General features: G+C 72.6%; 23 protein-coding genes. 13 read left to right on the forward strand and 10 right to left on the reverse strand.

The window, feature by feature from the left end; genetic code table 11:
* Nucleotides 1-181: 181 nt before the first annotated feature.
* The 8 genes from OHS18_RS42520 to OHS18_RS42555 all read left to right on the forward strand — a co-directional run bounded on the left by OHS18_RS42520 (nt 182) and on the right by OHS18_RS42555 (nt 10,423).
* A complete protein-coding gene (locus OHS18_RS42520) occupies nt 182-2,419 on the forward strand; it encodes a bifunctional SulP family inorganic anion transporter/carbonic anhydrase (RefSeq protein ID WP_328614615.1) in 2,238 nt (745 codons plus the stop codon).
* 282 nt (nt 2,420-2,701) lie between these two features.
* Nucleotides 2,702-4,897, forward strand: a complete 2,196-nt coding sequence (locus tag OHS18_RS42525) for a bifunctional SulP family inorganic anion transporter/carbonic anhydrase (RefSeq protein WP_328443044.1) — start codon at nt 2,702-2,704, stop codon at nt 4,895-4,897.
* Nucleotides 4,898-5,047: 150 nt separating this feature from the next.
* Nucleotides 5,048-6,487: an alpha/beta hydrolase gene (locus tag OHS18_RS42530; protein ID WP_328614616.1), complete on the forward strand. Its 1,440-nt coding sequence runs from the start codon at nt 5,048-5,050 to the stop codon at nt 6,485-6,487.
* 55 nt (nt 6,488-6,542) lie between these two features.
* Nucleotides 6,543-7,268, forward strand: coding sequence for a dethiobiotin synthase (gene bioD / locus OHS18_RS42535; RefSeq protein ID WP_328443042.1), 726 nt, complete (start codon nt 6,543-6,545; stop codon nt 7,266-7,268).
* A 79-nt stretch (nt 7,269-7,347) separates the two neighbouring features.
* The gene (bioB, locus tag OHS18_RS42540; RefSeq protein WP_326955073.1) at nt 7,348-8,361 is read left to right on the forward strand and encodes a biotin synthase BioB; all 1,014 of its coding nucleotides are present in this window, start codon (nt 7,348-7,350) and stop codon (nt 8,359-8,361) included.
* The gene (gene bsaP, locus OHS18_RS42545; RefSeq protein ID WP_328614617.1) at nt 8,348-8,560 is read left to right on the forward strand and encodes a biotin synthase auxiliary protein BsaP; all 213 of its coding nucleotides are present in this window, start codon (nt 8,348-8,350) and stop codon (nt 8,558-8,560) included. The genes bioB and bsaP overlap by 14 nt, the downstream gene beginning before the upstream one ends.
* Nucleotides 8,561-8,744: 184 nt before the next feature.
* Nucleotides 8,745-9,341 (forward strand): DUF2567 domain-containing protein, encoded by a 597-nt coding sequence (locus OHS18_RS42550; RefSeq protein ID WP_328443040.1) that lies wholly within the window; start codon nt 8,745-8,747, stop codon nt 9,339-9,341.
* 47 nt (nt 9,342-9,388) lie between these two features.
* A complete protein-coding gene (locus tag OHS18_RS42555) occupies nt 9,389-10,423 on the forward strand; it encodes a M48 family metallopeptidase (RefSeq protein WP_328614618.1) in 1,035 nt (344 codons plus the stop codon).
* A 6-nt stretch (nt 10,424-10,429) separates the two neighbouring features.
* Here OHS18_RS42555 and OHS18_RS42560 read toward each other — a convergent pair whose 3' ends face one another.
* Nucleotides 10,430-11,146: an LON peptidase substrate-binding domain-containing protein gene (locus OHS18_RS42560; protein ID WP_328614619.1), complete on the reverse strand. Its 717-nt coding sequence runs from the start codon at nt 11,144-11,146 to the stop codon at nt 10,430-10,432.
* A 105-nt stretch (nt 11,147-11,251) separates the two neighbouring features.
* Complete coding sequence (locus tag OHS18_RS42565) at nt 11,252-11,884, reverse strand: NUDIX hydrolase (RefSeq protein ID WP_328443037.1); 633 nt, start codon at nt 11,882-11,884, stop codon at nt 11,252-11,254.
* Between the two features lie 111 nt (nt 11,885-11,995).
* Between OHS18_RS42565 and nadA the strand changes: the two genes are divergently transcribed.
* From nadA to OHS18_RS42585, 4 genes are all read left to right on the forward strand, one after another.
* Nucleotides 11,996-13,009 (forward strand): quinolinate synthase NadA, encoded by a 1,014-nt coding sequence (gene nadA / locus OHS18_RS42570; protein WP_328443036.1) that lies wholly within the window; start codon nt 11,996-11,998, stop codon nt 13,007-13,009.
* Nucleotides 13,006-14,655 (forward strand): L-aspartate oxidase, encoded by a 1,650-nt coding sequence (locus OHS18_RS42575; RefSeq protein WP_328443035.1) that lies wholly within the window; start codon nt 13,006-13,008, stop codon nt 14,653-14,655. The genes nadA and OHS18_RS42575 overlap by 4 nt, the downstream gene beginning before the upstream one ends.
* Entirely contained in the window at nt 14,652-15,545 is an 894-nt protein-coding gene (gene nadC / locus OHS18_RS42580) for a carboxylating nicotinate-nucleotide diphosphorylase (RefSeq protein ID WP_328614620.1), read from the forward strand. The genes OHS18_RS42575 and nadC overlap by 4 nt, the downstream gene beginning before the upstream one ends.
* A 96-nt stretch (nt 15,546-15,641) precedes the next feature.
* A complete protein-coding gene (locus OHS18_RS42585; protein ID WP_442875448.1) occupies nt 15,642-16,793 on the forward strand; it encodes a S8 family serine peptidase in 1,152 nt (383 codons plus the stop codon).
* Between the two features lie 241 nt (nt 16,794-17,034).
* Here OHS18_RS42585 and OHS18_RS42590 read toward each other — a convergent pair whose 3' ends face one another.
* From OHS18_RS42590 to OHS18_RS42615, 6 genes are all read right to left on the reverse strand, one after another.
* On the reverse strand, nt 17,035-17,400 hold the full coding sequence (locus tag OHS18_RS42590; RefSeq protein WP_328614621.1) for a hypothetical protein: 366 nt from the start codon (nt 17,398-17,400) through the stop codon (nt 17,035-17,037).
* On the reverse strand, nt 17,397-18,737 hold the full coding sequence (locus tag OHS18_RS42595) for an alpha/beta hydrolase (RefSeq protein ID WP_328614622.1): 1,341 nt from the start codon (nt 18,735-18,737) through the stop codon (nt 17,397-17,399). Before OHS18_RS42595 ends, OHS18_RS42590 begins: the two co-directional genes overlap by 4 nt.
* 76 nt (nt 18,738-18,813) lie before the next feature.
* Complete coding sequence (locus tag OHS18_RS42600; RefSeq protein WP_328614623.1) at nt 18,814-20,124, reverse strand: WXG100 family type VII secretion target; 1,311 nt, start codon at nt 20,122-20,124, stop codon at nt 18,814-18,816.
* Nucleotides 20,121-20,504: a hypothetical protein gene (locus OHS18_RS42605; protein ID WP_328443030.1), complete on the reverse strand. Its 384-nt coding sequence runs from the start codon at nt 20,502-20,504 to the stop codon at nt 20,121-20,123. Before OHS18_RS42605 ends, OHS18_RS42600 begins: the two co-directional genes overlap by 4 nt.
* Before the next feature lie 102 nt (nt 20,505-20,606).
* On the reverse strand, nt 20,607-20,909 hold the full coding sequence (locus tag OHS18_RS42610) for a hypothetical protein (protein WP_072480751.1): 303 nt from the start codon (nt 20,907-20,909) through the stop codon (nt 20,607-20,609).
* A gap of 17 nt (nt 20,910-20,926) precedes the next feature.
* Nucleotides 20,927-21,271 (reverse strand): WXG100 family type VII secretion target, encoded by a 345-nt coding sequence (locus OHS18_RS42615; protein ID WP_256475974.1) that lies wholly within the window; start codon nt 21,269-21,271, stop codon nt 20,927-20,929.
* Nucleotides 21,272-21,697: 426 nt separating this feature from the next.
* Between OHS18_RS42615 and OHS18_RS42620 the strand changes: the two genes are divergently transcribed.
* Nucleotides 21,698-23,161 carry a class I adenylate-forming enzyme family protein gene (locus OHS18_RS42620; protein WP_328443029.1) on the forward strand — a complete coding sequence of 488 codons (1,464 nt, stop codon included), beginning with the start codon at nt 21,698-21,700 and terminating at the stop codon, nt 23,159-23,161.
* Here OHS18_RS42620 and OHS18_RS42625 read toward each other — a convergent pair.
* Together OHS18_RS42625 and OHS18_RS42630 are read right to left on the reverse strand one after the other, a co-directional pair.
* On the reverse strand, nt 23,158-23,634 hold the full coding sequence (locus OHS18_RS42625; RefSeq protein WP_328443028.1) for a nucleotidyltransferase domain-containing protein: 477 nt from the start codon (nt 23,632-23,634) through the stop codon (nt 23,158-23,160). The genes OHS18_RS42620 and OHS18_RS42625 overlap by 4 nt on opposite strands.
* Nucleotides 23,634-24,077 carry a YdeI/OmpD-associated family protein gene (locus tag OHS18_RS42630; RefSeq protein WP_328614624.1) on the reverse strand — a complete coding sequence of 148 codons (444 nt, stop codon included), beginning with the start codon at nt 24,075-24,077 and terminating at the stop codon, nt 23,634-23,636. The genes OHS18_RS42625 and OHS18_RS42630 overlap by 1 nt, the downstream gene beginning before the upstream one ends.
* Nucleotides 24,078-24,090: the final 13 nt, after the last annotated feature.

Below are 24,090 nucleotides of genomic sequence, written 5' to 3' on the forward strand. Positions count from 1 at the left end.
CACAGCGAGACCCGAAGGTCCCTCATCGTCGCTCTGCGTACAAACCCTTGATCTACACCACGCGAACGGCGGAGGCGTCGAGTGTGAAAGGTCCCCGGCGCGGCACCGATCCCGTACCGGTGTAAACGCGAGAAATGCTTGCATAGCAGACTTTTCGCGTGCTTTCGGCGATCCTGCCCCCATGATCGAGATCGTTCGTGGTGAACACGACACCGGCCCGCCGTCTCCGCTGGACAACCTGAAGCAGAACCTCAAGCACGACCTGCCCGCCTCGATAGTCGTTTTCCTCGTCGCCGTACCGCTTTCCCTCGGCATCGCGCTCGCCGCCGGTGCTCCCGTGCTCGCGGGCCTCGTCTCCGCCGTCGTCGGCGGCCTGGTCGCGAGCGTCTTCGGTGGGTCGCCGCTGCAGGTCAGCGGGCCGTCCGCCGCTCTCACCGTGGTGCTGGCCGACACGATCGCCACCCACGGCTGGCCCGTCACCTGCGCGATCACCGTCGCCGCCGGCCTGCTCCAGATCCTCTTCGGCCTGACCCGCACCGCTCGCGCCGCGCTCGCGGTGTCGCCGGCCATCGTGCACGGCCTGCTCGCCGGCATCGGCGTCACGATCGTCCTCGGCCAGCTGCACGTCGTCCTGGGCGGCACCGCCCAGGGCTCCGCGCTCGCCAACGTCGTCGCGCTGCCCCGGCAGATCGCCGCCCACCACGACCAGGCCGTGCTGATCGGCGTCGTCACGCTCGGCGTGCTGCTGGCCTGGCCGCGGCTGCCGAAGCCCGTCCGCCGCGTGCCCGCGCCGCTGGCCGCCATCGCCCTGGCCACCGGGCTGTCCGTGCTGACCGGCATGACCCTGCCGCGCGTCGATCTGCCGGCCGGGCTGCCGTCGCTGCACGTCGTGCCGCGGCTGCCCGACGGCGGCTGGGGCGGGTTCGCCCTCGCCGCCGTCACCATCGCGCTGATCGCCGGCCTCGAAAGCCTGCTGTCCGCCGTGTCGGTCGACAAGCGCCGCGGCGGGCCGCGCACCGACCTCGACCGCGAGCTGGTCGGGCAGGGCATGGCGAACGTCGCGGCCGGCGCGCTCGGCGGGTTCCCGGTCACCGGCGTCGTCGTGCGCAGCATGACCAACTACGAGGCCGGCGCGCGCACCCGGATGTCGGCGATCCTGCACTGCGTCTGGATCCTCGCTGCCTGCCTGCTGCTCACCGGGACGCTGCGGCTGATCCCGCTGGCCGCGCTCGCCGCGCTGCTGGTGTACGTCGGGACGAAGCTGGTCAACCCGGCCGCGATCAAGGACGTCCGCCGCCACGGTGACCTCCCGGTGTACGTCGTCACCCTCGCCGGCGCGGTCGCGGTCAACCTCCTCACCGGCGTCGCGGCCGGGATACTGCTGGCCCTCGCGCTGATGCTGCGGCGGATGATCTTCTCCGGTATCCATGTCGAACGGCACGGTGACAGCCACCGCGTCGTCATCGAAGGCGCGCTGACGTTCCTCTCCGTGCCCCGGCTGACCCGGGTGCTCGCCGAGGTGCCCGCGCACGCCGAGGTCACCCTGGAACTGCTCGTCGACTACCTCGACCACGCCGCGTTCGACTGCCTGCGCGGCTGGCAGCAGGCGCACGCCGGGCCGGTGACGGTCGACGAGATCGGCCACCCGTGGTTCGAACGCGGCCGCGCGGGCACGCCGACCGTGCGCCGGGGCCTGGCCGCGCGGGTGGTGCCGCGCTGGCTGGCGCCCTGGTCGGAGTGGCAGGCCGAGCACGTCGCCCTGCCGGTGCAGCGCAGCGCGAGCTCCCTGCTGTGCCGCGGCGCGTCGGAGTTCCAGCGCCGCACCGCGCCGCTGCTGCGCGACACCTGGACCGGGCTGGCGGACGGCCAGGAGCCGCACACCCTGTTCATCACCTGCGGTGACGCGCGGATCGTGCCGAACCTGATCACCACCAGCGGGCCGGGCGACCTGTTCACGGTGCGGAACATCGGCAACCTCGTCCCGCCGGCGGACGGTGGCGCCGACTCGTCGGTCGGCGCGGCGATCGAGTACGCCGTCGGCGTGCTCGGGGTCGCCGAGATCGTGGTCTGCGGGCATTCGGGCTGTGGCGCGATGAAGGCGCTGCTCGGCCAGGCGCCGCCCGGCCTGCACCAGCTCGGCGCCTGGTTGCGCCACGGCGAGCCGACGCTGCTGCGCCGCGGCCGGGAAGCGCCGCTGCTGCTGGGCGGACGCCGTCCCGCCGCCGAGGCTGACCAGCTCGCGCTGCAGAACGTCGTGCAGCAGCTGGAAACCCTGCGCGGCTACCCGGTGGTGGCCGCGGCCCTGGAGCGCGGCGGGCTCCGGCTGACCGGGATGTACTTCGACGTCGGCGCCGCGCAGGTGTCCTTGCTGGACGACGCCGCCCGCGGCTTCGTCCCGGCGGGCGCCGTCACGTCCTGAGCCGAGCACGCCCGCGGTGGCCTTCGGTGCTCCATCCATGCCCCCGCCACCGCCCTCAACGGAGGCGCTTCGCACCGCAGTGCTGATTCAACGCACCGAAGGCCACATCGGGGCGCTCGGGAACCCTTGTGTCGTAAAGGGTTCAACTGTCGCGTGACAGGCGGGCGGGGCGTGAACGGCGGGTTAACCGGGCGTCCGATTTGTGTCATTCGGGCAAAATGTGGCCAGTTGTTCACTCGATCGGGTGGCGCATAGCGGACATTTCACACGATTTCCGGTTGCATGGTGATCATGAGACCCCTCGCCGTGCTCCGCCACGACCTGCCGGCCTCCCTGGTCGTTTTCCTCGTCGCCGTACCGCTTTCCCTCGGCATCGCGCTCGCCTCGGGCGCGCCGGTCGCCGCCGGCCTGATCGCCGCCGTCGTCGGCGGGGTCGTCGCCGGTGCGCTCGGCGGCTCCGCGCTCCAGGTGAGCGGGCCCGCCGCGGGCCTGACCGTGATCATGGCCGAAACCATCAGCACCTTCGGCTGGGCCGTCACGTGCCTGATCACCGTCGCCGCCGGCGCCCTCCAGATCCTGCTGGGGCTGAGCCGCATCGCGCGTGCCGCGCTGGCCATCTCGCCGGCCATCGTGCACGGCATGCTGGCCGGCATCGGTGTCACGATCGTGCTCGGCCAGCTGCACGTCATCCTCGGCGGCAAGGCCCAGAGCTCGGCCGTGGAGAACGTCGCCGAGCTGCCGGGCCAGATCGTCGCCCACCACGACTCCGCCACCGTGATCGGCCTGCTCACCATCGCGATCCTGCTGATCTGGCCGCGGCTGCCGAAGGCCGTCCAGCGGGTCCCCGGGCCGCTGGCCGCGATCGCGTTCGCCACCGTGGCGTCGGTCGCCACGGGGATGACGCTGCCGCGCGTCGAACTGCCCGGTGACCTGCTGAACGTCCACCTGGTCCCGCAGCTGCCCGACGGCGGCTGGGGCGGGTTCGCGCTCGCCGTCGTCACCATCGCCCTGATCGCCAGCGTGGAGAGCCTGCTCTCGGCGGTCGCCGTCGACCGCATGCACACCGGCCCGCGCGCCAACCTCGACCGCGAGCTGGTCGGCCAGGGCGCGGCCAACATGGTCTCCGGGGCGCTGGGCGGCCTGCCCGTCACCGGCGTCATCGTCCGCAGCTCCACCAACGTCGCCGCCGGGGCGAAGACCCGCGTGTCGGCGATCCTGCACGGCGTCTGGGTGCTGGTGTTCGTCGTCCTGCTCGCCGGGCTGATCCAGAACATCCCGCTCGCCGCGCTGGCCGGGCTGCTGGTGCACGTCGGCGCGAAATTGGTCAACCCCGGCCACATGAAGACCGCGCTCAGGCACGGCGATCTGCCTGTCTACCTGCTGACCCTCGCCGGCGTGGTGGTGTTCGACCTGCTCACCGGCGTGCTCGCCGGCATCGGGCTGGCTCTGGTGCTCATGCTGCGGCGCACCGTCTGGTCCGGCATCCACGTCGAAAGGGAAAACACCGAAAGCGACGGCGACCGTCACCGCGTCGTCGTCGAAGGCGTCCTGACGTTCCTGTCCGTGCCGCGGCTGTCCAAGGTGCTCGGCGCCATCCCGGCCGGCGTGCCGGTGCGGCTGGAACTGGTCGTCGACTACCTGGACCACGCCGCTTTCGAGAGTCTCACCACCTGGCAGCAGGCGCACGAACGCGCCGGCGGCACGGTGGACGTCGACGAGGTCGGCCACCCGTGGTTCGGCGAGGGCAAGGCCGGCCGTCCGACGCGGTCGCGGTTCGCCGCGAGCCAGGCCGTGCCGCGGTGGCTCGCGCCGTGGTCGGACTGGCAGGCCGCGGAAGCCGTCGACATCCCCGCCCAGCAGACCCGTCGCGGCGCCACGGAGTTCCACCGCCGGGCCGCGCCCCTGCTGCGGGACACGCTGTCCGGGCTGGCCGACGGCCAGAAGCCGCGGACGCTGTTCATCACCTGCGGCGACTCGCGGATCGTGCCGAACCTGATCACCACCAGCGGGCCCGGTGACCTGTTCACCATCCGCAACATCGGCAACCTGGTCCCGCCGGGGCAGGCCGACCCGTCGATGAACGCGTCGATCGAGTACGCGGTGGGGGTGCTCGGTGTCGAGGAGATCGTCGTCTGCGGCCACTCCGGCTGCGGGGCGATGGCCGCGCTCGCCGACGGGCCGCCGCCGGGGCCGCTGGAGACGTGGCTGCGCTACGCCGTGCCGAGTGCCCGCCGGTCCGGCCCGGTCACCGTCGACGGCGCCCGCCCGGCTCGCGAGGGTGACCGGCTGGCCCTGCTCAACGTGCTCCAGCAGCTCGACCACCTGCGGGAGTACCCGCAGGTCGCCGCGGCCGAGGCGGCCGGGAAGCTGCAGCTGACCGGGATGTACTTCGACGTCGGGGCCGCCCAGGTGCACCTGCTGGACGGCGACGCGCGCTCGTTCCGCCTCGCCGGGGCGGCGGTGGTGCCGGAGGGCTGAGGGCCCCGGCTGTCGTCTTCTCCCGTGCGCAGTTGCCGGAACTGGCCCGAACGGCGGTTCCGGGGCCCGGTCCGGCGTGCGAACTTCGGTCGGTTCACCGGCACCCGGGACTGGGCCCGGGCGCCGGCCGCGCCGAGGGGTAGGCCACGCATGTCGCTTTCCAGACGTTTCCGGGTGCTCGCCGTGGCCGTGCTGGCCACGGTCGCCGGGGTTCCCGCCGTGCCGGCCGTCGCTTCGACGGCCGGCACTTCCCTCGCGTGGCAGGCCTGCGCCGGGGTGCCCGAGCCCACGCAGGGCTTGCAGTGCACGACGATCAGCGCGCCGCTGGACTACGCGCGGCCGTCGGGGGAGCAGGTCACGCTCGCGTTCTCGCGGCTGCCGGCCGCCGACCCGGCCAAACGCCGCGGTGTGCTCCTGCTGAACCCGGGGTCGCAGGGTGATTCCCAGCTCTCGCTGCCGCTGCAGCTGGTCGCCCTCGGCCTGCCGCAGTCGGTGCGCGACGCCTACGACCTGATCGCGTTCGACCCGCGCGGCGCCGGCGACAGCACGCGGGTGACGTGCAACCTGCCCGTGACGTTCATGATCCCGCCGGCCTACGCCGTGACGCCCGCGGGCGTCGACAGCCAGGCCGTGGTCGCCCGCCAGAACGCCCAGGGCTGCGCGGACGCGCCGTCGGCGCGCCTGCTGCCCTACATCACCGTCCGGAACGTCGCCCGCGACCTCGACGGTATCCGGTCGGCGCTGGGCGAGCCGAAGGTCTCCTTCCTCGGTTACTCGTTCGGTGCCTTCCTCGGCGCGACCTACGCGACGATGTACCCGCAGCGCACCGACCGGGTGGTGCTGGACAGCTCGACCGGCCCGGGCGGCCTCGACTACACCTGGTCGCGCCGGTTCGCCTCGGGCTTCGAGAAGCACTTCCCGGACTTCGCCGCCTGGGCCGCGTCGCAGAACGCGACCTACGGCCTCGGCAGCACCCCCGAAGCCGTCAAGGCCAAGTACTTCGCCTTGGCCGCGAAGCTCGACCAGACGCCGATCGAAACCGTCGACGGCGCCACGTTCCGCTGGATCAACGAGGCCCTCACCCAGTCGGACGCGACGTTCCCGCTGCTCGCGCAGGTCTGGCAGCAGGCCGACGACGGCACGATCGCGCGGCCGCCGCTGCCGCCCGGCTTCGACTTCTCCGGGCTGCTGGCGATCGTCTGCAACATGGACGGCTGGCCGAAGAACGTCGACGTCTACCGGCACGCCGTGGCGCAGGACCGGACCCGGTTCCCGCTGCTCGGCGCGGCCGCGGCCAACGTCTGGGCCTGCGCGTTCTGGCCGGCGCACAAGACCGAGCCGCAGGTGCGGATCACCGACCGCGGGCCGTCGAACATCCTCATGGTGCAGAACCTGCGCGACAACGGCACCGACTACCCGGGCGGCGTCGAGATGCGCCGCACCCTGGGCCAGCGGGCCCGGCTGCTGAGCGTCGACCAGGGCGGGCACCGTGCGTACCTGTTCGGCACCAACGCCTGCGCCAACTCCGCGGTCGCCCGCTACCTCGCCGAGGGGGTCCGCCCGGCGGCGGACACCACCTGCCCGGCGTGACGCCCGCCCCGCCCGGGCTGCGCGGCCCGGGCGGGGGTCACTAAGTTGATGGTCCGTGACCATGCTGGTGATGACGGGGACCGGGACCGGGGTCGGCAAGACGATCTCCACGGCGGCGATCGCGGCGCTGGCCGCGGCCGGCGGGCAGCGGGTGGCGGTGCTGAAACCGGCGCAGACCGGTCTCGGCCCCGACGAGCCCGGTGACCTCGCCGATGTCGTGCGCCTGGCCGGGCCCGAGGTGACCACGCGCGAGCTGCGGCGCTACCCCGACCCGTTGTCGCCGGAGGCCGCCGCCCGCCGCAGCGGCCTGCCGACGCTCGACCCGGGCGAGATCGCGCGGGCGGCGTCCGACCTGGACACCGACCACGACCTGACCCTGATCGAGGGTGCGGGCGGGCTGCTGGTGCGGTTCGACGCCGCCGGCTCGAGCCTCGCCGACGTCGCCTGGTCGCTCGGCTCGCTGGTGATCATCGTGGCCGAGGCCGGGCTGGGCACGCTCAACGCGACCGCGCTGACCGCCGAGGTCGCCACGAAACGCGGGCTGACCGTCGCCGGGGTGATCATCGGCTCCTGGCCGGCCGAGCCGGACCTCGCGGCGCTGTCCAACCTCGAAGACCTGCCGGTGGCGGCCGGGGCGCCGCTGCTGGGCGTGCTGCCCGCCGGCCTGGGCACCGCGTCGCCCGAGGAGTTCCTGGAGGCGGCGCGGGCCGGGCTCTCGCCGTGGTTCGGCGGCGAGTTCGACCCCGAGCTGTTCACCGGACGGGCGTCCGCCCAGAAGTGACCTGCGTCGCTGTCGCCTCGACCGCGCTTCGTGCACGATGAGAGACGCTTTCCGCACCACCACGACCAAGGAGACGCCCGTGACCGCAGTCCCGGACACCGATGTCCTCGCCTACGCGCGCGAGCAGGTCCTCGAAAACGGCGTCGGCCTGGGTGAGGCCGAGGTCCTCGAGCTGCTGCGGCTGCCCGACGACCGGCTCCCCGACCTGCTGGCCCTGGCGCACGAGGTGCGGATGCGCTGGTGCGGCCCCGAGGTCGAGGTCGAGGGCATCATCAGCCTGAAGACCGGCGGCTGCCCCGAGGACTGCCACTTCTGCTCCCAGTCCGGCCGCTTCCCGACGCCGGTGCGCTCGGCGTGGCTCGACATCCCGAACCTGGTCAAGGCCGCCCGGCAGACCGCCGAGACCGGCGCGACGGAGTTCTGCATCGTCGCCGCCGTCCGCGGGCCCGACAAGCGGCTGCTTTCGCAGGTCCGCGAGGGTGTGAAGGCCATCCGCGAGGACGGCAACGACATCCAGATCGCCTGCTCGCTGGGCATGCTCACGCAGGAGCAGGTCGACGAGCTCGTCGAGATGGGCGTCCACCGCTACAACCACAACCTCGAGACGGCGCGGTCGCACTTCCCGTCCGTCGTCACGTCGCACACCTGGGAAGAGCGCGCGGACACGCTGCGGATGGTCGCCGCGGCGGGCATGGAGGTCTGCTGCGGCGGGATCATCGGCATGGGGGAGACGATCGAGCAGCGCGCGGAGTTCGCCGTGCAGCTGGCCGAGCTGAGCCCGCACGAGGTGCCGATGAACTTCCTCATCCCGCAGCCCGGGACGCCGTACGAGCACTACGAGATCGTCGAGGGCAAGGACGCGCTGCGGACGGTGGCGGCGTTCCGCCTGGCGATGCCGCGCACGATGCTGCGCTTCGCCGGCGGCCGCGAGCTGACGCTGGGTGACCTCGGCGCCGAGCAGGGCATGCTGGGCGGCATCAACGCGATCATCGTCGGCAACTACCTGACGAACCTGGGCCGCCCGGCCAGCGCCGACCTGGAGATGCTGGACGAGCTCAAGATGCCCATCAAGGCCCTCAGTGACAGCCTCTGACGCGGTTTCCGCGACCTACTGCGTCCACTGTGGACAGGAGTCGCCGGGCGGCGCGGACCACCCGGCGTGCCACAACCCGCGCACGGCGCTGGAGCCCCCGCGCTTCTGCACGTACTGCGCGCGTCGCCTGGTCGTTCAGGTGAGCCCGCTGGGCTGGACGGCCCGCTGCAGCCGCCACGGCGACACGGCAAGCGGCTGAGCGCCCCACTTCCCCCGGAGTTCCGTGAAGGCCCCCTTGAGGGACATAGAGTCCCTCAAGGGGGCCTTCACGGCTTTTGCGGTGGGGCGGCGCCGAGGGAGTGCCGCCGACACGGCGAGCGGCTGACGTCCGCCACGCACCGACCGGTTACGCTCGGTCGCACGTGTTGCAGGAGGGAGTCCGGGTGAGTGAGTCGTCGGGCCCCGCGCACCGGCCGTCGGCCGTGCCGGGACCGTGGTCCGTGCCGGTGCTGTTCCGGGAGCGGCAGCCGCGGGTCGTCGTCAAGGCCGACCTGCTGCCCGCCGTGAGCGTGCTCGGCACCCTCAGCATCCTGAGCTTCCCGCTCGCCTTCCTGTGGTCGCGGATCGCGCCGCCGGAGCGCGTCCGGATCATCGCCTCCGACGGCACCCAGGGCGCCCTCGAACTCGAGAGCTGGCACCGCTTCGACGACCTCGCGATCTTCGGGTTCCTCACCCTGGGCCTGGGCATCGTCGTCGGCGTCGTCGCGTGGTTGATGCGCGAGCGCCGCGGCCCGGTCGTCTTCCTCGCCGCCGTGCTCGGGGTCGTGCTCGCGAGCGCGCTGGCGATGCTGCTCGGCGTCGGCTGGGCCAACAGCCACTACACGATCGACAGCGCACCGGCGCTCGGTTCGGTGATCGAGCTGGCGCCGCGCCTGGAGTCGTGGTGGGTGCTGATCACCGGCCCGTTCGGCGTGGCCCTGGCCTACAGCCTGCTCACGACCTGGAACGGCCGGGACGACCTCGGCCGCCGCCTCGGCTGAGCATTCCCTAGGCTGGGCCCCCTCGAAAACCACAGGGGGTTTCAGCAGTGACCGAGGACATCGAGATATCGCGGCACAACGCCGTCCGTTTTCCCGGCATCAGCCCGCGCGCCTGCGAGCATCCCGTGGACCGCGGCGCGCTCGCCACGCTGCGCGCGGTGCCGGGGTTCGCGCAGGTCGTGAAGGCCGTTTCGGGCTTCTACAACGAACGCGGCGAGCGGCTGATGGCGCTCGCGTCGTCGATCCGCGTCGGGCCGAAGCAGTACCCGGAGCTGGAGAAGCTCCGCCACGAGTGCGCCGAGACGCTCGACCTGCCCGCGGTGCCGAACGTGTTCGTCTACCAGGACCCGCGGGTCCAGGCGTCGGCCGTCGGCATGGACGAGCCGTTCATCCGGCTCAGCACCGGGCTCGTCGACCTGATGAGCCACGACGCGCTGCGGTTCGTGCTCGGCCACGAGATGGGGCACGTGCTCTCCGGGCACACCGTGTACCGCACGATCATGGTGCGGCTGATCAGCCTGCAGCTGTCGCTGTCGTGGACGCCGGTCAGCGCGCTCGGCATCCGGGCGATCATCGCGGCGCTGCGCGAGTGGTACCGCAAGGCCGAGCTGTCCTGCGACCGCGCGGGCCTGTTGTGCAGCCAGGACCCGACGGCCGCGCTGCGCGCCCAGATCCAGGTCGCCGGCGGCATCGACCCGGCCCGCATCGACATCCCGTCGTTCCTGCAGCAGGCGACCGAGTACGAGTCGGTCGACGACATCCGCGACAGCTTCCTCAAGCTCCGCTACGTCGAGACGGAGTCACACCCGTTCGCCGTGGTCCGCGCGGCGCAGCTGCAGAAGTGGGCGGCGTCGGCGGAGTACCGCGCGATCCTGGCGGGCGACTACCCGCGCCGCGACGACGACACCCCGACGGCCGACTGGAAGGACGACCTGAAGTCGGCCGCGAAGTCGTACAAGGACTCGTGGAACGCGTCCGCCGACCCGCTGACGAAGGTGTTCAGCGACGTCGGCGAGACGGTGTCCGGCGCGGCGGGCAAGGTCTGGAACAAGTTCGGCAACGGCTCGGGTTCCGAGTCCTGAGGCGCCTCAGTTGAGGCTGGCCGGGCGGCTGAGGTCCGTCAGTTCGCCCGGCGGCAGGGGCACCGCGCCGAGCGTGTTGAGGAAGCCGGTTTCGCGCGTCAGCAGGCGGCAGGCGATGCGCAGCCGGCGCAGCGGGTGGCGTTCCTCCAGCAGCCGCTGGCGGTCTTCGAGCGGCAGCAGGCAGTCCGCGGCCAGCAGGTAGGCCAGGTCTTCGAGCGCGGCGTCGGCTTCCGGTTCGACCCAGTCGTCGCTGCGCCACGCCGTTTCGCAGTAGCGCTGGTGGGCCGTGCGCGCGACGGCGGCCAGGCGCTCGGCGACGCCGCCGCTCGGCGCGACCGGTTCGTCGTCGACCCATTCGACCGAGCCGATCAGGTACGGCGCGGACGTGCAGTCGAGCTCCCGCAGGCGGAACCGGCGCTGGGCCAGCGTCACGACGTCGAAGCGGCCGTCCGGCAGGCGTTTCGCCTCGCGCAGCACCGTGCTGCAGCCGATGTCGTACAGCTGGTCCAGACCACGTACCTCGCGGGTCAGCGACGAGCGCAGCGCGACCACGCCGAACTCGCGCCCCGGGACGGTCCCGCTCACCAGGTCCGCCATCAGCTGCCGGTACCGCGGTTCGAAGATGTGCAACGGGAGGCGGGTGCCGGGCAGCAGCACGGTCTGGAGCGGGAACAACGGCAGGATTGTCGTCGTCGCGTCACTTTCCGATTCCGGCTCGGTCACGCGTCCCACGGTAAGGGGAGAACGGTCGCACTGCAGTGTGATACCCGGGGCTTCGCCCCGGGGCCGGGGGCTCCGCCACCCGGAACCCCGAAAGAAATTGGCGGGTCACCGGTTCGGCGGCTTGAACACCGCGAACGGATCGGTGATCTGCATGCCCTTGCCGGCGAAGGAGAACAGTGCGGCGGGACGTCCGCCCGCGCGCCCGGGAGGCGCGGTGTGGCCCGTCGGGACCAGCAGTCCCCGCCGGGATAGCACGCGCTGGAGGTTCGTCGCGGACACCTTGTAGCCCAGCGCGGCCGAATACAGCCCGCGCAGCGCCGACACCGTGAACTCCTCGGGTGCCAGTGCGAACCCGAGGTTCGTGTAACAGAGCTTCGAGCGCAGCCGGTCGCGGGCGCGCAGCACGATCGACTCGTGGTCGAACGCCGTGCGCGGCAGTTTCGCGACGTCGTGCCACTCGGTGTCCTCGGGCACCTCCGGATCGACGTCGGAGGGGACCAGGGCGAGGAACGCGGTCGCCACCACGCGCGGGCCGGGGACGCGGTGCGGGTCGCTGAACACCGCGAGCTGCTCGACGTGCTTGAGCTGGCGCACGTCGACCTTCTCCTTCAGCTGGCGCCGGACGGACGTCTCGACGTCCTCGTCGGGCCGCAGCCGCCCGCCCGGCAGCGACCAGCGGCCGAGGTGCGGGTCGAGCGCGCGGCGCCACAGCAGGACCCGGAGTGTGTCCGAGCGCACTTGAAGGACCGCTCCCAAAACCTCGTGGGCCAAGGGGGTCTGGGTGTTAAGATGACTTCGCACGGTTTTCGATTATAAGGCGAAAACCGGAGACAGGTCCAGGAGGGCCAGATGACCACCACGTTGGTTCCGGAAGGTCTCACCCCGTTCGGCGGGGTCGAGGCGAACGCGGCCTGGGCGGAAGAGGTGCGGCGCCTGGCGAAGGAGCGCGACGCGGTCCTGCTCGCGCACAACTACCAGGTCCCGGAGATCCAGGACATCGCCGACCACACCGGCGACTCGCTCGCGCTCAGCCGCATCGCGGCCAGCAGCGACGCGTCCACCATCGTCTTCTGCGGGGTGCACTTCATGGCCGAAACCGCGAAGATCCTGGCCCCGGAGAAGACCGTCCTGATCCCCGACGCGCGGGCCGGCTGCTCGCTCGCCGACTCGATCACCGGCGCCGAGCTGCGGGCCTGGAAGGCCGAGCACCCGGGCGCCGTCGTCGTCTCCTACGTCAACACCACGGCGGAGGTGAAGGCCGAAACGGACATCTGCTGCACGTCCTCGAACGCCGTCGACGTCGTCGCCTCCATCCCCGCTGACCAGGAGGTTCTCTTCCTGCCGGACCAGTTCCTCGGGGCGCACGTCAAGCGCATCACCGGCCGGGACAACATCCACATCTGGGCCGGGGAGTGCCACGTCCACGCCGGGATCAACGGTGCCGAACTCGCCGCGCGCGCGGCCGAGGACCCGGAGGCGGACCTGTTCATCCACCCCGAGTGCGGGTGCGCGACGTCGGCGCTCTACCTGGCCGGCGAGGGTGCGGTGGCGCCCGAGCGGGTCAAGATCCTCTCGACCGGGGACATGGTCCACGAGGCTCGTGACACCAAGGCGAAGTCGGTCCTGGTGGCCACCGAGATCGGCATGATCCACCAGCTGCGCAAGGCCGCGCCGGACATCGACTTCCGCGCGGTGAACGACCGCGCGTCCTGCCGGTACATGAAGATGATCACCCCCGCGGCCCTGCTGCGGTGCCTGCGCGACGGCCTCGACGAGGTGCACGTCGACCTCGAAACGGCGTCGAAGGCGCGCGCTTCGGTGCAGCGGATGATCGAGATCGGGCAGCCCGGCGGCGGCGAATGAGCACGCCGGTTAATGACCCACAGGCGAAAACCCCGGTCTGGGAAGCTCGTGCCGACCTGGTCGTGATCGGCAGTGGCGTCGCCGGCTTGACCGCGGCGCTGCGGGCGCAGGCGCTCGGGCTGCACGTCCTGGTGGTCACCAAGGCGGCGGTCGCGGACGGCAACACGCGCTGGGCCCAGGGCGGCGTCGCCGTGGTCCTGGAAAACGAGCACGACCTCGACGACTCCGTGGAGAAGCACGCGGAGGACACCTTCACCGCGGGCGCCGGGCTGGTCGACGAGGTGGCCGCCCGCTCGATCCTCGACGGCGGCCCCGCCGCGATCGCCCGGCTCCGCGCGGACGGCGCGAAGTTCGACGCCGCCGCTTCCGGAGACGGTCTGCTGGCCCGGACCCGCGAAGGCGGGCACAGCGCGTTCCGCGTGATCCACGCGGGCGGTGACGCGACCGGCGCCGAGGTCGAGCGGGCCCTGGTCGAGCAGGCCGGGCAGGCGCGGGTGCCGGTGCTCGAACACCACATCGCCGTCGACGCGCTGCGCACACCGGGCGGCCGGGTCGCGGGTGTCACCGTGCTCGACTCGCACGGCGTGCCCGGGGTCGTCCGGGCGCCGGCCGTGCTGCTGGCCAGCGGCGGGGTCGGGCAGCTCTACCAGGCGACGTCGAACCCGGAGATCGCCACCGGGGACGGCCTCGCGCTCGCGCTGCGGGCCGGGGCGACGGTGGCCGACATCGAGTTCGTCCAGTTCCACCCGACGGTGCTCTACACGCCGGGCGCGCGCGGCCGCTGCCCGCTGGTCACCGAGGCGGTCCGCGGTGAAGGGGCGACCCTGGTCGACGGCGCCGGCGAGTCCGTGATGCGCGGCGTGCACCCGCTCGGCGACCTCGCCCCGCGTGACGTCGTCTCGGCGGCGATCACCCGGCGGATGCTGACGGCGCCGGGCGGCGTCGACGACCACGTGTTCCTCGACGCCACCGGGATCGCCGGGTTCGCACGGCGGTTCCCGACGGTGTTCGCCGCGTGCGGGGTGCTGGGGCTCGACCCGTCCCGCGATCCGATCCCGGTGACCCCCGCGGCGCACTTCTCCTGCGGCGGTGTGGTGACCACCGCGGACGGACGCTCGTCGGTGCCCGGTCTCTACGCCGCCGGCGAGGTGGCGCGGACCGGCTTGCACGGTGCGAACCGGTTGGCGTCCAACAGTTTGCTCGAGGGCCTGGTCGTCGGGCAGCGGGTCGCGGAGGCCGTCGCGGCGGACCTCGCGGCCGGGCTGCTGGCCGACCCGTCACGCGGGCGGCTGCCGTCGTGGACGACTGCGCCGACGGCCGAGCGGGACGCGCTGCAGCGCGTGATGAGCCGCTACGCGGCGATCGGCCGGGACGCCGACGGCTTGGCGGCCGCCGGTTCCGTGCTCGACCTGGCGACCCAGGACAGTCCCTTGTGGACGCACGCGGCCGTCGAAGACGCGGCGCTGACCGTGGTCGCGCAGGCGCTGCTCACCGCGGCCGACCGGCGCACCGAGTCGCGGGGCTGCCACGTGCGCACCGACTTTCCCGCGCCGTCGGAGACCTGGCGGCGCAGCCAGCACATCCGGCTCAGCCTCTCCGGTCAGCCGGTGCTGGCCGACCCGATCCCCCTGGAGGGCGTGGCATGACGTTCCCGATCTCCGAACCGGTCCGCCGCCTGATCGCGGCTTCGGGCCTCGACGTCGACGACGTGACGCGGGTCGTCACGACGGCGCTGGGCGAGGACCTGCGGTACGGGCCGGACGCGACGACCGCGTCGACGGTGCCCGCGGACGCGATCGCCGTCGCGGAGCTGACCCCGCGGGTCGACGGCGTGGTGGCCGGATTGCCGGTCGCGCTGGCCGTGTTCGACATGGTGCTGGGCGACGGTTACGAAGTGCTGGCCGGGCGCGAGGACGGCGACCGGCTGGTCGCGGGGGAGCCCGCGCTGGTGTTGCGCGGGCCGGTCCGCGGCCTGCTCACCGCCGAGCGGACGGCGCTGAACCTGCTGTGCCACCTGTCCGGCGTCGCCACCGCGACGGCCGCGTGGGTGTCCGAAGTGGACGGTACCGGCGCCGCGATTCGGGACTCCCGCAAGACGTTGCCGGGGCTGCGACTGCTGCAGAAGTACGCGGTCCGCTGCGGTGGCGGGGTGAACCACCGCATGGGGCTGGGCGACGCGGTGCTGATCAAGGACAACCACGTCGTCGCCGCGGGTTCGGTCACCGCCGCGCTGGAAGCGGCCCGGGCGCACGCGCCGGAACTGCCGTGCGAGGTCGAGGTCGACTCGCTTGCGCAGCTGGAAGAAGCCCTGGCGGCCGCGGCGGACGAGGTGCTGCTGGACAACTTCACGCCGGAGGAGTGCGCCCAGGCGGTCGCGCGGCGCGACGACGTCTCCCCGAAGACGCGGCTGGAATCCTCTGGTGGCCTCACCCTCGACCGTGGTAAGGCCTACGCCGAGTCCGGTGTGGACTATCTGTCGGTGGGCGGTTTGACGCACTCGTCACCCGCGTTGGATCTCGGCATGGACCTTCGCTGAACGGTGTTTCCCCGTTAGACTGCCGGTGGCGGAAGTTCCTTTCCGCCACCGGCTTTCGTTCGTGGGGTTCGGAGGGTTGGGGTGCGGTTTCCGGCGGTGCTCGCGGTGGCGGGCCTGATGCTGACCGGTTCGCCCACGCTCGCTTTCGCCGCCCCCGAGACCCAGTGCGCGAACCCGTCCGGCACCTACACCGGCGGCGTCCCGTGGGGGCAGCGGCTGGTCGACCCGGCGCGGCTCTGGCCGCTGACGCGCGGTGAGGGTCAGCTGGTCGCCGTCATCGGCACCGGCGTCGACGGGCAGAACTCCCAGTTCGCGCCCGGCCAGCTCGAGGGTGGCGGCGGCACCGAGGCGTCCGACTGCGACGGCCGCGGCACGATCGCGGCCGGCATCGTCGGCGCGCAGCCCGATCCGTCGACGACGTTCGCCGGCGTCGCGCCCGGCGTCCACCTGCTGCCGATCCGCTACACGCAGGCGAACGGCTCGTCCAACGACGGCGGCGACCCGGGTGCGCTGGCCGGCGCGATCGACACGGCGGCCGACCGGCACGCGGGGGTGATCCTCGTGGCGGTCCCGGCGGCGTTCGACAGCCCGGCGCTGTCCGGCGCGGTCGCGCGGGCGCGTTCGCAGGGCGCGGTGGTCGTCTCGGCGGCGACGGCGACCCAGCAGGGCGCCCGGACGTACCCGACGGCGACGTCCGGGGTGCTGGGCGTCGGCTCGGTGAACCAGGTGGGCGAGCCGGTGCAGACCGAGGCAGGGGACTACGTCGGCGTCGCCGCACCGGGCGCGGAGCTGGTCAGCACGTCGGCCGGCGCGGGCGGCGCGATCGCGCACCGCTGGCCGGTCACCGACCCGGGGCTGGCAGCCGCGTACGTCGCGGGCGTCGCGGCGCTGGTCCGCGCGTACCACCCGAACCTGACCGGCGATCAGGTCGTCACCCGGCTGACGTTGACCGCGCACCGCCCGCCTTCCGGGGCGCACGACCCGCGGCTGGGCTGGGGAGTCCTGGACGCCTACGCCGCCGTCTCCTCCACCCTCCCGGCGGAGGTCTCCCCGCCCGGCTCCGCGGTCGCCCCGGCCCCCGAGCCGGCGGTGATCCCGGCCGCGGCCCCTGCTCGTCCGCAGTCCGACGTCGCGGCGGGCACGATCGCCCTGGCCGGCGTCGCCTTCGCGGCCGCCGCCGGCGTGACCGTGGCCGCGGTCCGCCGGGCCCGCCGCCGGGGCTGGCGCCCCTCCCGCTTCACCCCGTAACCGACCCTCCAGGCACGCGAACCGACTGCCTGGGTACGCGAGCCGACCCTCCGGGTACGCGAGTTGCGCGTTCAATCACGCGAGATACGCCTCTGATCACGGGAGTCACGTGTACCGGAGCGGCGAACTCGCGTGCCTGGAGGGTCGGCTCGCGTGCCTGGAGGGTCGGTTCGCGTACCCGGAGGGTCGGTTCACGGTGTGGAGGCCGGAACTCGCGTGATTGAAGGCGGGACTCGCGTGGTCAGGCGGGGACGGGGCGGGTGGAGCCGATGATCGCCACCGCGTGGCTGGCCCGGGCGACGTGGACGGTGAAGTCGGCGCCTTCGCGGCTGAAGCGGGCGATGAGTTCGCGGGGGGTGCTGCGGTCGTGGGCCTGCCAGCCTCGTTCTTCCAGGGACGGGAGGACGACCTCGGCGAGGCGGCGTTCCGGCTCGCCCGTGTGCTCCAGGCGGACGCCGTACTGCCAGCACAGCAGGTTGCCGGGCCGGGTCGGGTCGCAGTCCAGCTCGCCGTCGACCGTGGAGTCCGCCGGGGAGCCGAAGACGGCCGCGACGCTGTCGATCACGCCCGTCAGCTCGCCCGCCAGACGGTCCAGTTCGACGCTCATCGCAGGACACCTCCGTCGTTGAGGAACTCGACGCCGTTCTCCACGATGCCATGCGGGTCGAAAGTGCCGTCGGCGGTGGTCGGGCCGCCGGTGATGACGCGGTAGATGTTCGTCCACGACTCCGAACCCGGCTTGAGCACGTCGCTGTGCGACGACAGGCCCCACATCTCGTTGCCCGCCGCGTCGCGCCCGGTCTCCAGGTCGGTGACGCCGGGGAAGGTGTCCGGGTCGGCGCCGTGGCCGATGCCGGTCCACTCGAGGCCCCACGCGTTGCCCTGGGCGATCTCGATCGGGTCGAGCGGCGCGGTCATCGAGAACCGCTGCACGCCCGCCTGGCTCGCCGGCAGGTCCGCCGGCGACCAGACGCCGTGGCCCATGCCCGCCGACTCGACGTGCAGCACGCGGTCGACGTCGAGGCCCTGCGTCTCGGCCAGCCCGACCGTCGCGCCGCCGTAGCTGTGCCCGATCGCGGTCAGCGTGACGTCGTCGCCCGCGTGGCTCGAGATCTCGCCGCGCAGGTCGTCGGTGAAGTGCTTGAGGTCCGGCGCCATCGTCTGCGCGTAGCTCGCGTCCGGCCCCTGCACCACCGGGTTCTGCGGGAAGACGCCGTCGGCCCAGACGACCATCGCGGTGCGTCCGGTCGGGTCCGCGGCCACCAGGCTGCGCCCGAGGCCGGCGTAGGCGTCGAAGTTGGACATCTGCGTGTTGACGCCGGGCACGAACAGCCCGACGTTGCGCGTCCCCGGTTCGATGTGCCCGACCAGCTCGGCGATCCGGCCGTTGCCCGACGGGTCGAACTTCAGGATCTGCCGGTTGCTCGCGAGGATGTCCTCGTACAGCTTGATCCGCGCCTGGGACGCCTTGATGTCGTCGGCGTCGGTGAGCTGCGCGAGCCGCGAGCGCTCGGCGGTCAGCGCGTCGGCGACCTTCGTACGGTTGGCCGCGATCGCCCGGCCCCACGCGCCGGTGTCGGCCGTGCCGCCGATACCCGCCGGGTTTCCGGCCTTGGGCAAGGGATCCTCGGGCAGCAGGGCCCGGTACATCGCGGCGACCTGCGCGTCGGCCCGCCGGTACCCGGCCGCCGACTCGGTCAGTCCACTTTGGAGCTTCTTGGCGAGCGTGACGTCGCCGGAGAGCTTCGAGCCCAGCTCCGTCATCGTCTTCTCGAACGTCTTGGCCGCGGCCTTGGACGCGTTGACCTGCCCGAAGGCCGTGGCCGGCACCTTCTCGCCCGCGACGGCGGACTGCGCCGAAGACAGCGCGTCCGCCCGCGTGCCGTATTCACCCGCCGCCGTGTCGAGGCGAGCGGGGGCCACGCGATACCCGGCAGCCGTCACGGCCCGCCTCCGTTCTGCAGCAAGGGGTCGTGAGTGTTTAGGGCGGTTAGAACCGCCCTAAACACTCACGACCGGGTCAGTAGACGTCCGGCTCTTCGCCGATCACCGGCGGTGCGACCGGGGCGGACTGGCCCCAGACGTTCTCCGTCTCCACCAGCCAGGCCGGGATCCGGCGCCCGGAGCCCATGTCCCCGCCGCCGCCCATGCCCATCGGCATCATGGGCATCATCGGCATCGCGCTCTTCGCGGCCGCCGCACCCGCGGCACCGACCGCGCTGCCCGCGAGGCCGCTGAGCGCGTTGCCCGAGCCGCCGTCGCCGGCCAGGCCGGAGTGCGCCGCCGGGGCGTCCGCGCCGCCGCCGAGACCGCCGCCCCCGGGGATCCCGCCGCCGATCGAGGGCGCGTCACCCCCGCCGATCGGGATGCCGCCCCCGGCGCCCCCTTCGACGCCGGCGCCGCCGCCGAGCTTCGTGCCGGGCGCCTCGTCCTTGTTCTCCTTGGGGTCCTTGCCGGACGCCCAGCCGGGCACCTTCGGCATGATCGAGCCGAACCGGCCGAACGCGGCGGCGGAAGCCGCGGCGAGCCCGGCGGTGAACATGTCGCCGAACAGCGGGTTCGACGTCGGCACGGTCGTGCCGGGCTGCTGGGTGGTGCCGTCGGCGCCGGGCAGCGGGTGCCCGTCGGTCGGCGTGACGACGACGCCGGGATCGGTCGTGCCGTTGCCGACGAGGCCGGGCGAACCCGTGCCGCCCGCGCCACCGCCGGCGGGGACGGTCGCCGGCGTCTCGACGGCGTTCGGCGACGCCGGGATCGAGTCCTCGGCGACGCTGTACTCACCGGCCAGCGTGGTCATGACCGCGATCGCCTTGCCGTGCGCGGAACCGGCGGCGTTCGCGGCGGACTGCTGCGCCTCGACGTTCGAGATCGCCTGCTGGCGCTGCTGTGCGGCGGCCTGCATGACGGCGGGCGAAGCGTCCGGCGGCAGCAGCGGCGGGTTCACCGCGAGCGCGACGTCGGCGGGGGAGACGTCCGGCACCGAAACCGGCGGCGGCATCTCCTTCTTGGCCTTGACCAGCGCGTCGGCGGCGTCGCCGAGCATCACGTTCATCGCTTCGGCGGTCTGCGCCACCTTGGCGATGCCGTTCGCGAGGTCGACGATCATGTGCTGGTACTGGTCGGCGGCGCCACCGGTCCACTGGTCCTTGAACTCGGTGAGCTCGGAGTTCAGGTTGTGGGCCTGCTCGTGCAGGTGCAGCGACGCGGACTTCCACTTGTCGGCGGCGTGCCGCGCGCTGTTCGGGTCGCCGGCCTGCAGCATCGCGTACAGCTGCTGATGGCTGTACGCGGCGAAGTTCGTGTGGGCCGTGGTGTCGTGGTGGTGGGTCATCCCTTGCTCCTGTCGCCGTCACCGAGGCCGAGCAGGCCGAGGACCGGGTCCAGCAGGCCGGTGACGGCACCCGAGCTGTGCAGGTCGCCGGCCACCGACTGGTCGGCGTTCGCGTAACCGTCGGCGACCGTGTTCGTGACGTCCTGCGCGAACCCGATCGCGCTGCGGACCTGGTCGAGCAGGCCCTGCATCTCCGACACCGCGGCGCGGTTGGCGTCGGCCAGCGACCCGGCCTCGCCGAACTCGCCGAACAGCAGCGGCTCCTCGCCGAGGGTGAGCAGGAAGTCGTTCGGTTTGGACATCGCGTGGATCTGGGTCTCCAGCTCCCGCACGAAGTCCTTCAGCGATTCCAGGTGGACGTAGTACGACTGGTCGTGCATCGGATCCCGGCTCTCTCGTCGCACGCTAGGGAAAAGGGAAAGCCGATCGGCCGGTGCGAGCGGGGGGTGTCCCGCACCGGCCGACCGACGTCTGGGCGCGGATCAGCCCGCGAACAGTCCCTGGTTGCGGTTCTCCAGCTGCTGCTGGAGGTCGTGGGCCTCGCCGACCTTGCCGCCGAACTGCGCGATGATGGCGACGATGTCCGCGGTGGCCTGGCGCAGCCGGGTCTCCGACTGGCGCGCCGCGTCACCGGCGGAGCTGCCGGAGGCGTACCAGGTGGCGGTGATGGGCTGGAGGTTCTGGTGCAGCTGCTCCAGCTGCGAGGTGAGCGCCTTGGCCTTGGCGGCCAGGGACGCCGAGCTGTGCTGCAGCGCGGCGAAGTTGATTTCGACGACGTCGGCCATCGGTACGTCCTCTCAGGTCAGGGGTTGAGGCGGGGGATCACGCCCGAGCCCTCGAGGGTGTTGCCGACCCCCTGGAAGCTCTGGTGGACGTCGGAGTCGCCGCGGCCGTAGTTCGCGTGGCTGGTGTGGACGAGCTGCGACATGGTGTCGAGCTCCTTCACGGCCGTGGTCATCTTCTCCTGGAGCCGGCGCTGGAGATCCCAGAACGCCACGGCCTGGTCACCCTTGTAGTTGCGCAGGGCCTCGGTCAGCTCGGACTCCAAGCTGGCCATCGTGGACTTGGCGTTCGTGGCGGTTTCCTCGAAACCCTGGACGGCGCGCGTCATAGCAGCGGAATCTGCCTGGAATCCCGGACTGGACATCGACGGGCCACCTCCTTCCTGAAGCGAATTTCCCCTGGCGCGGTGATCCGCGCGGTGTGAAAGTCACGCTAGAAAGAAGGGGGGTGTGGTCAAACGGCACAACTGCCGGTCGTGCTGACGGCACTATTACCCACAGGGGACCGGCCCATCCCCGGACGGGGGCGCGCTTCAGTGCCCGTCGTGACCGTCCCGGCCAGGCTGTATGCCCTGGCAGACAAAGGAAATCCGCTGGTCACGCTCCGGTCGTGGCACCACCCGCTGTCGTGCTCGCCGGAGCGACAGCGCCCCTGTGCGCGGCGTCGTGCTCGGGCTGCTCGTAGATGATCGCACGGTGGTCAACACGCCGACCCGGCTCCGGGTGGTCTCTGCCGAAATTCTGAGATCCGCCCGGTAGACCCGGGGGCCCCGGACGGAAGGCGGCCCGAGATGGTCCACCCGCACGCTCTGCTCACCGAACTGGATCGCGCGCCGGACGTGCCCGCGTTCGAGCGGGGGGACGCGGTGACCACCCGGGCGTCGCTGAAGGAGCTGGTCGGCCGGTTCACCGCGGGGCTGCGGGCCGCCGGGCTCGGACCGGGCGCCGGCGTCGGGATCGCCACCGCCGTCACGCCCGAAGGCTTCGCCGCGATCGTCGCCGCGCACGTGCTCGGCTGCCGGGTCGTCTGCGTGCGGGCCGGGCTGCCGGTGCCGCAGCTGCGGCACATCGTCGAGGACATCGACGCGCTCGTGGTCGACGAGGCGACCGAGTCACCCGAGCTGCTCGGCACCGTCGCGGGCGCGCTGATCCTGCGGATCGGGCCGGAACTGCTCGCCGCGTACGAGGAACCGGTGCCCGCCGGCCGGCCCGGCGACATCGCGACGGTCGTGTTCACCAGCGGCAGCACCGGCGTCCCGAAGGGTGTCGCGTTCAGCTACCGGGCCTTGACCGAAGGGCGCGTCTGGCGGGCGCCGGAGCCCGGCTCGGCGCACGAGAAGCTCGGCGCCGGGTTCAGCCGGTTCCTGCTGTTCGGCACGCTCTCCAGCGCGGTGATGCTCGAACAGCTGGCGCTCTGCCTGCTCGCCGGCGGCACGGCCGTGGTCCCCGACGGGCTCCCGGACTTCCCGTGGATCCTGCCGCGGCTGCGGGTGAGCGCGGCGCTGATGACCGTGCCGCGGCTGCACCAGGTCCTGGACGTCCTGCGGGCCGAGGACGTCGACCTGAGCGACCTGCGGACGCTGATCGTGGCCGGCTCGCCGGTGCCGCCGCACAAGCTCGCCGAGGCGGCCGAGCTGATCGGGCCCGCGATGCACCACGCCTACGGCCAGACCGAGACCGGGATGCTGACGGTCTGCGGGGCGGACGAGGGGCCCGGGTCGGTCGGGAAGGCGTGCGACACGGTCGAGATCGAGGTCCGCGACGCTTCCGGCGCCGCGTTGGCCGAGGGGCGGGAAGGCGAGGTCTGGGTGCGCACGCCGTCGGCCCTGGCGGGCTATTGGCGCGACGAGACCACCACCGCCGAGGTGCTGCACGACGGCTGGGTACGCACCCAGGACCTCGGGCACCTCGACGCCGAGGGGTACCTGCACCTGTCCGGCCGCGCCCGCGACGTCGTGATCGTCAACGCGATCATCCACTACACCGGCCCGATCGAGCACGCGATCGCCGCACACCCGGACGTCGACCAGGCGTACGTCGTCGCGGTACCGGACGCGCTGACCGGCGAGGCGGCGGTGGCGTTCGTGGTGCCGGTGCCGGGGCGCACGCCGGACCTGGCCGAGGTGCGCAAGGGCGTGGCGGCCGAGCTGGGGGAGGCGGCCGTGCCGGCGCGGTTCGAGCTGGTGGACGCGGTACCGGTGGCGCCGTCGGGGAAGCCGGACAAGGCGGCGCTACGTGCGTCCATTGTGGACTAGAAGTGGGTGTCGACGCCGAATTCTTCGCGCAGGGCCAGCATGTCCGCGAGATCACGCCCGGCCGGCTCGTACCCCTGGTGGAAGAACACCTGCTGGGCCACGGAAACGCACGGCACCTCGACGCCGTCGATCCGGCCGGTGACGAAACACCCGGCGGGATAAGGGAAAGTCCCGCCGGGGGCGGCCTGGACGGCTGAGCCGTCCTCGGCGAAGACCAGCGGATGCAGGTCGAGCTCGGTGCCGCCGCCGGAGAGGACGAACCGGACCGGGCGCAGGTCGAGCGTCTCGCGGTAGCCGAGCGTGGCCAGCGCCATGAGCACCGCCGGCTCCTGCTCCCGGCGGTGCAGCAGGTCGAGGTCGCGGTGTTCGCGCGTCTGGCGGCCGAGCAGGGCGTCGACACCCCAGCCGCCCGCGAGCCAGACTTCGGCCGGGGCCAGGGTTTCGAGCACCCGCAGGACCGTCCGGGCGTCCATCACTTCCCGGCGCGCAGGTCCGTGACGACTTTGGCGATCCGCCGTTGCCTGGTTTCCTCGGTCTTCGCCTGCCCGATCGGCAGCACGAACCCTTGTTTCCGGCTGTAGGACAGGCTTTCGAACCGTTTCAGGGCTTCGCTGTCGGCGGCGAGCGCCGCGGCCAGGTCCGCCGGGATCTCCAGCTCGCGCGGCGCCGTGTCGAGGACGATCTCGACGTCGACGTCGTCCCCCGCGGCGACGCCCGCTTTCTCGCGGTTCTCCGCGCTGAGCGGCACGAGGTACTGCCCGCCGCGGCTCGCGACCGTCGTCCGGTAGGAGTGGCCGCCGAGGGTGACGGTGACCGCGGGCTTCTTGCCGGCGCCGAGCGCCTCGACGACGTCGTCGGGCACCGGCAGGCCGGTCGCCGTCTTGCCGCCGAGCAGGACCGTGGTGCGGAACTTCATGGGGCGAGTATGC

It is taken from the genome of Amycolatopsis sp. NBC_00355 (assembly GCF_036104975.1).
In the GTDB taxonomy this organism is placed as follows: domain Bacteria; phylum Actinomycetota; class Actinomycetes; order Mycobacteriales; family Pseudonocardiaceae; genus Amycolatopsis.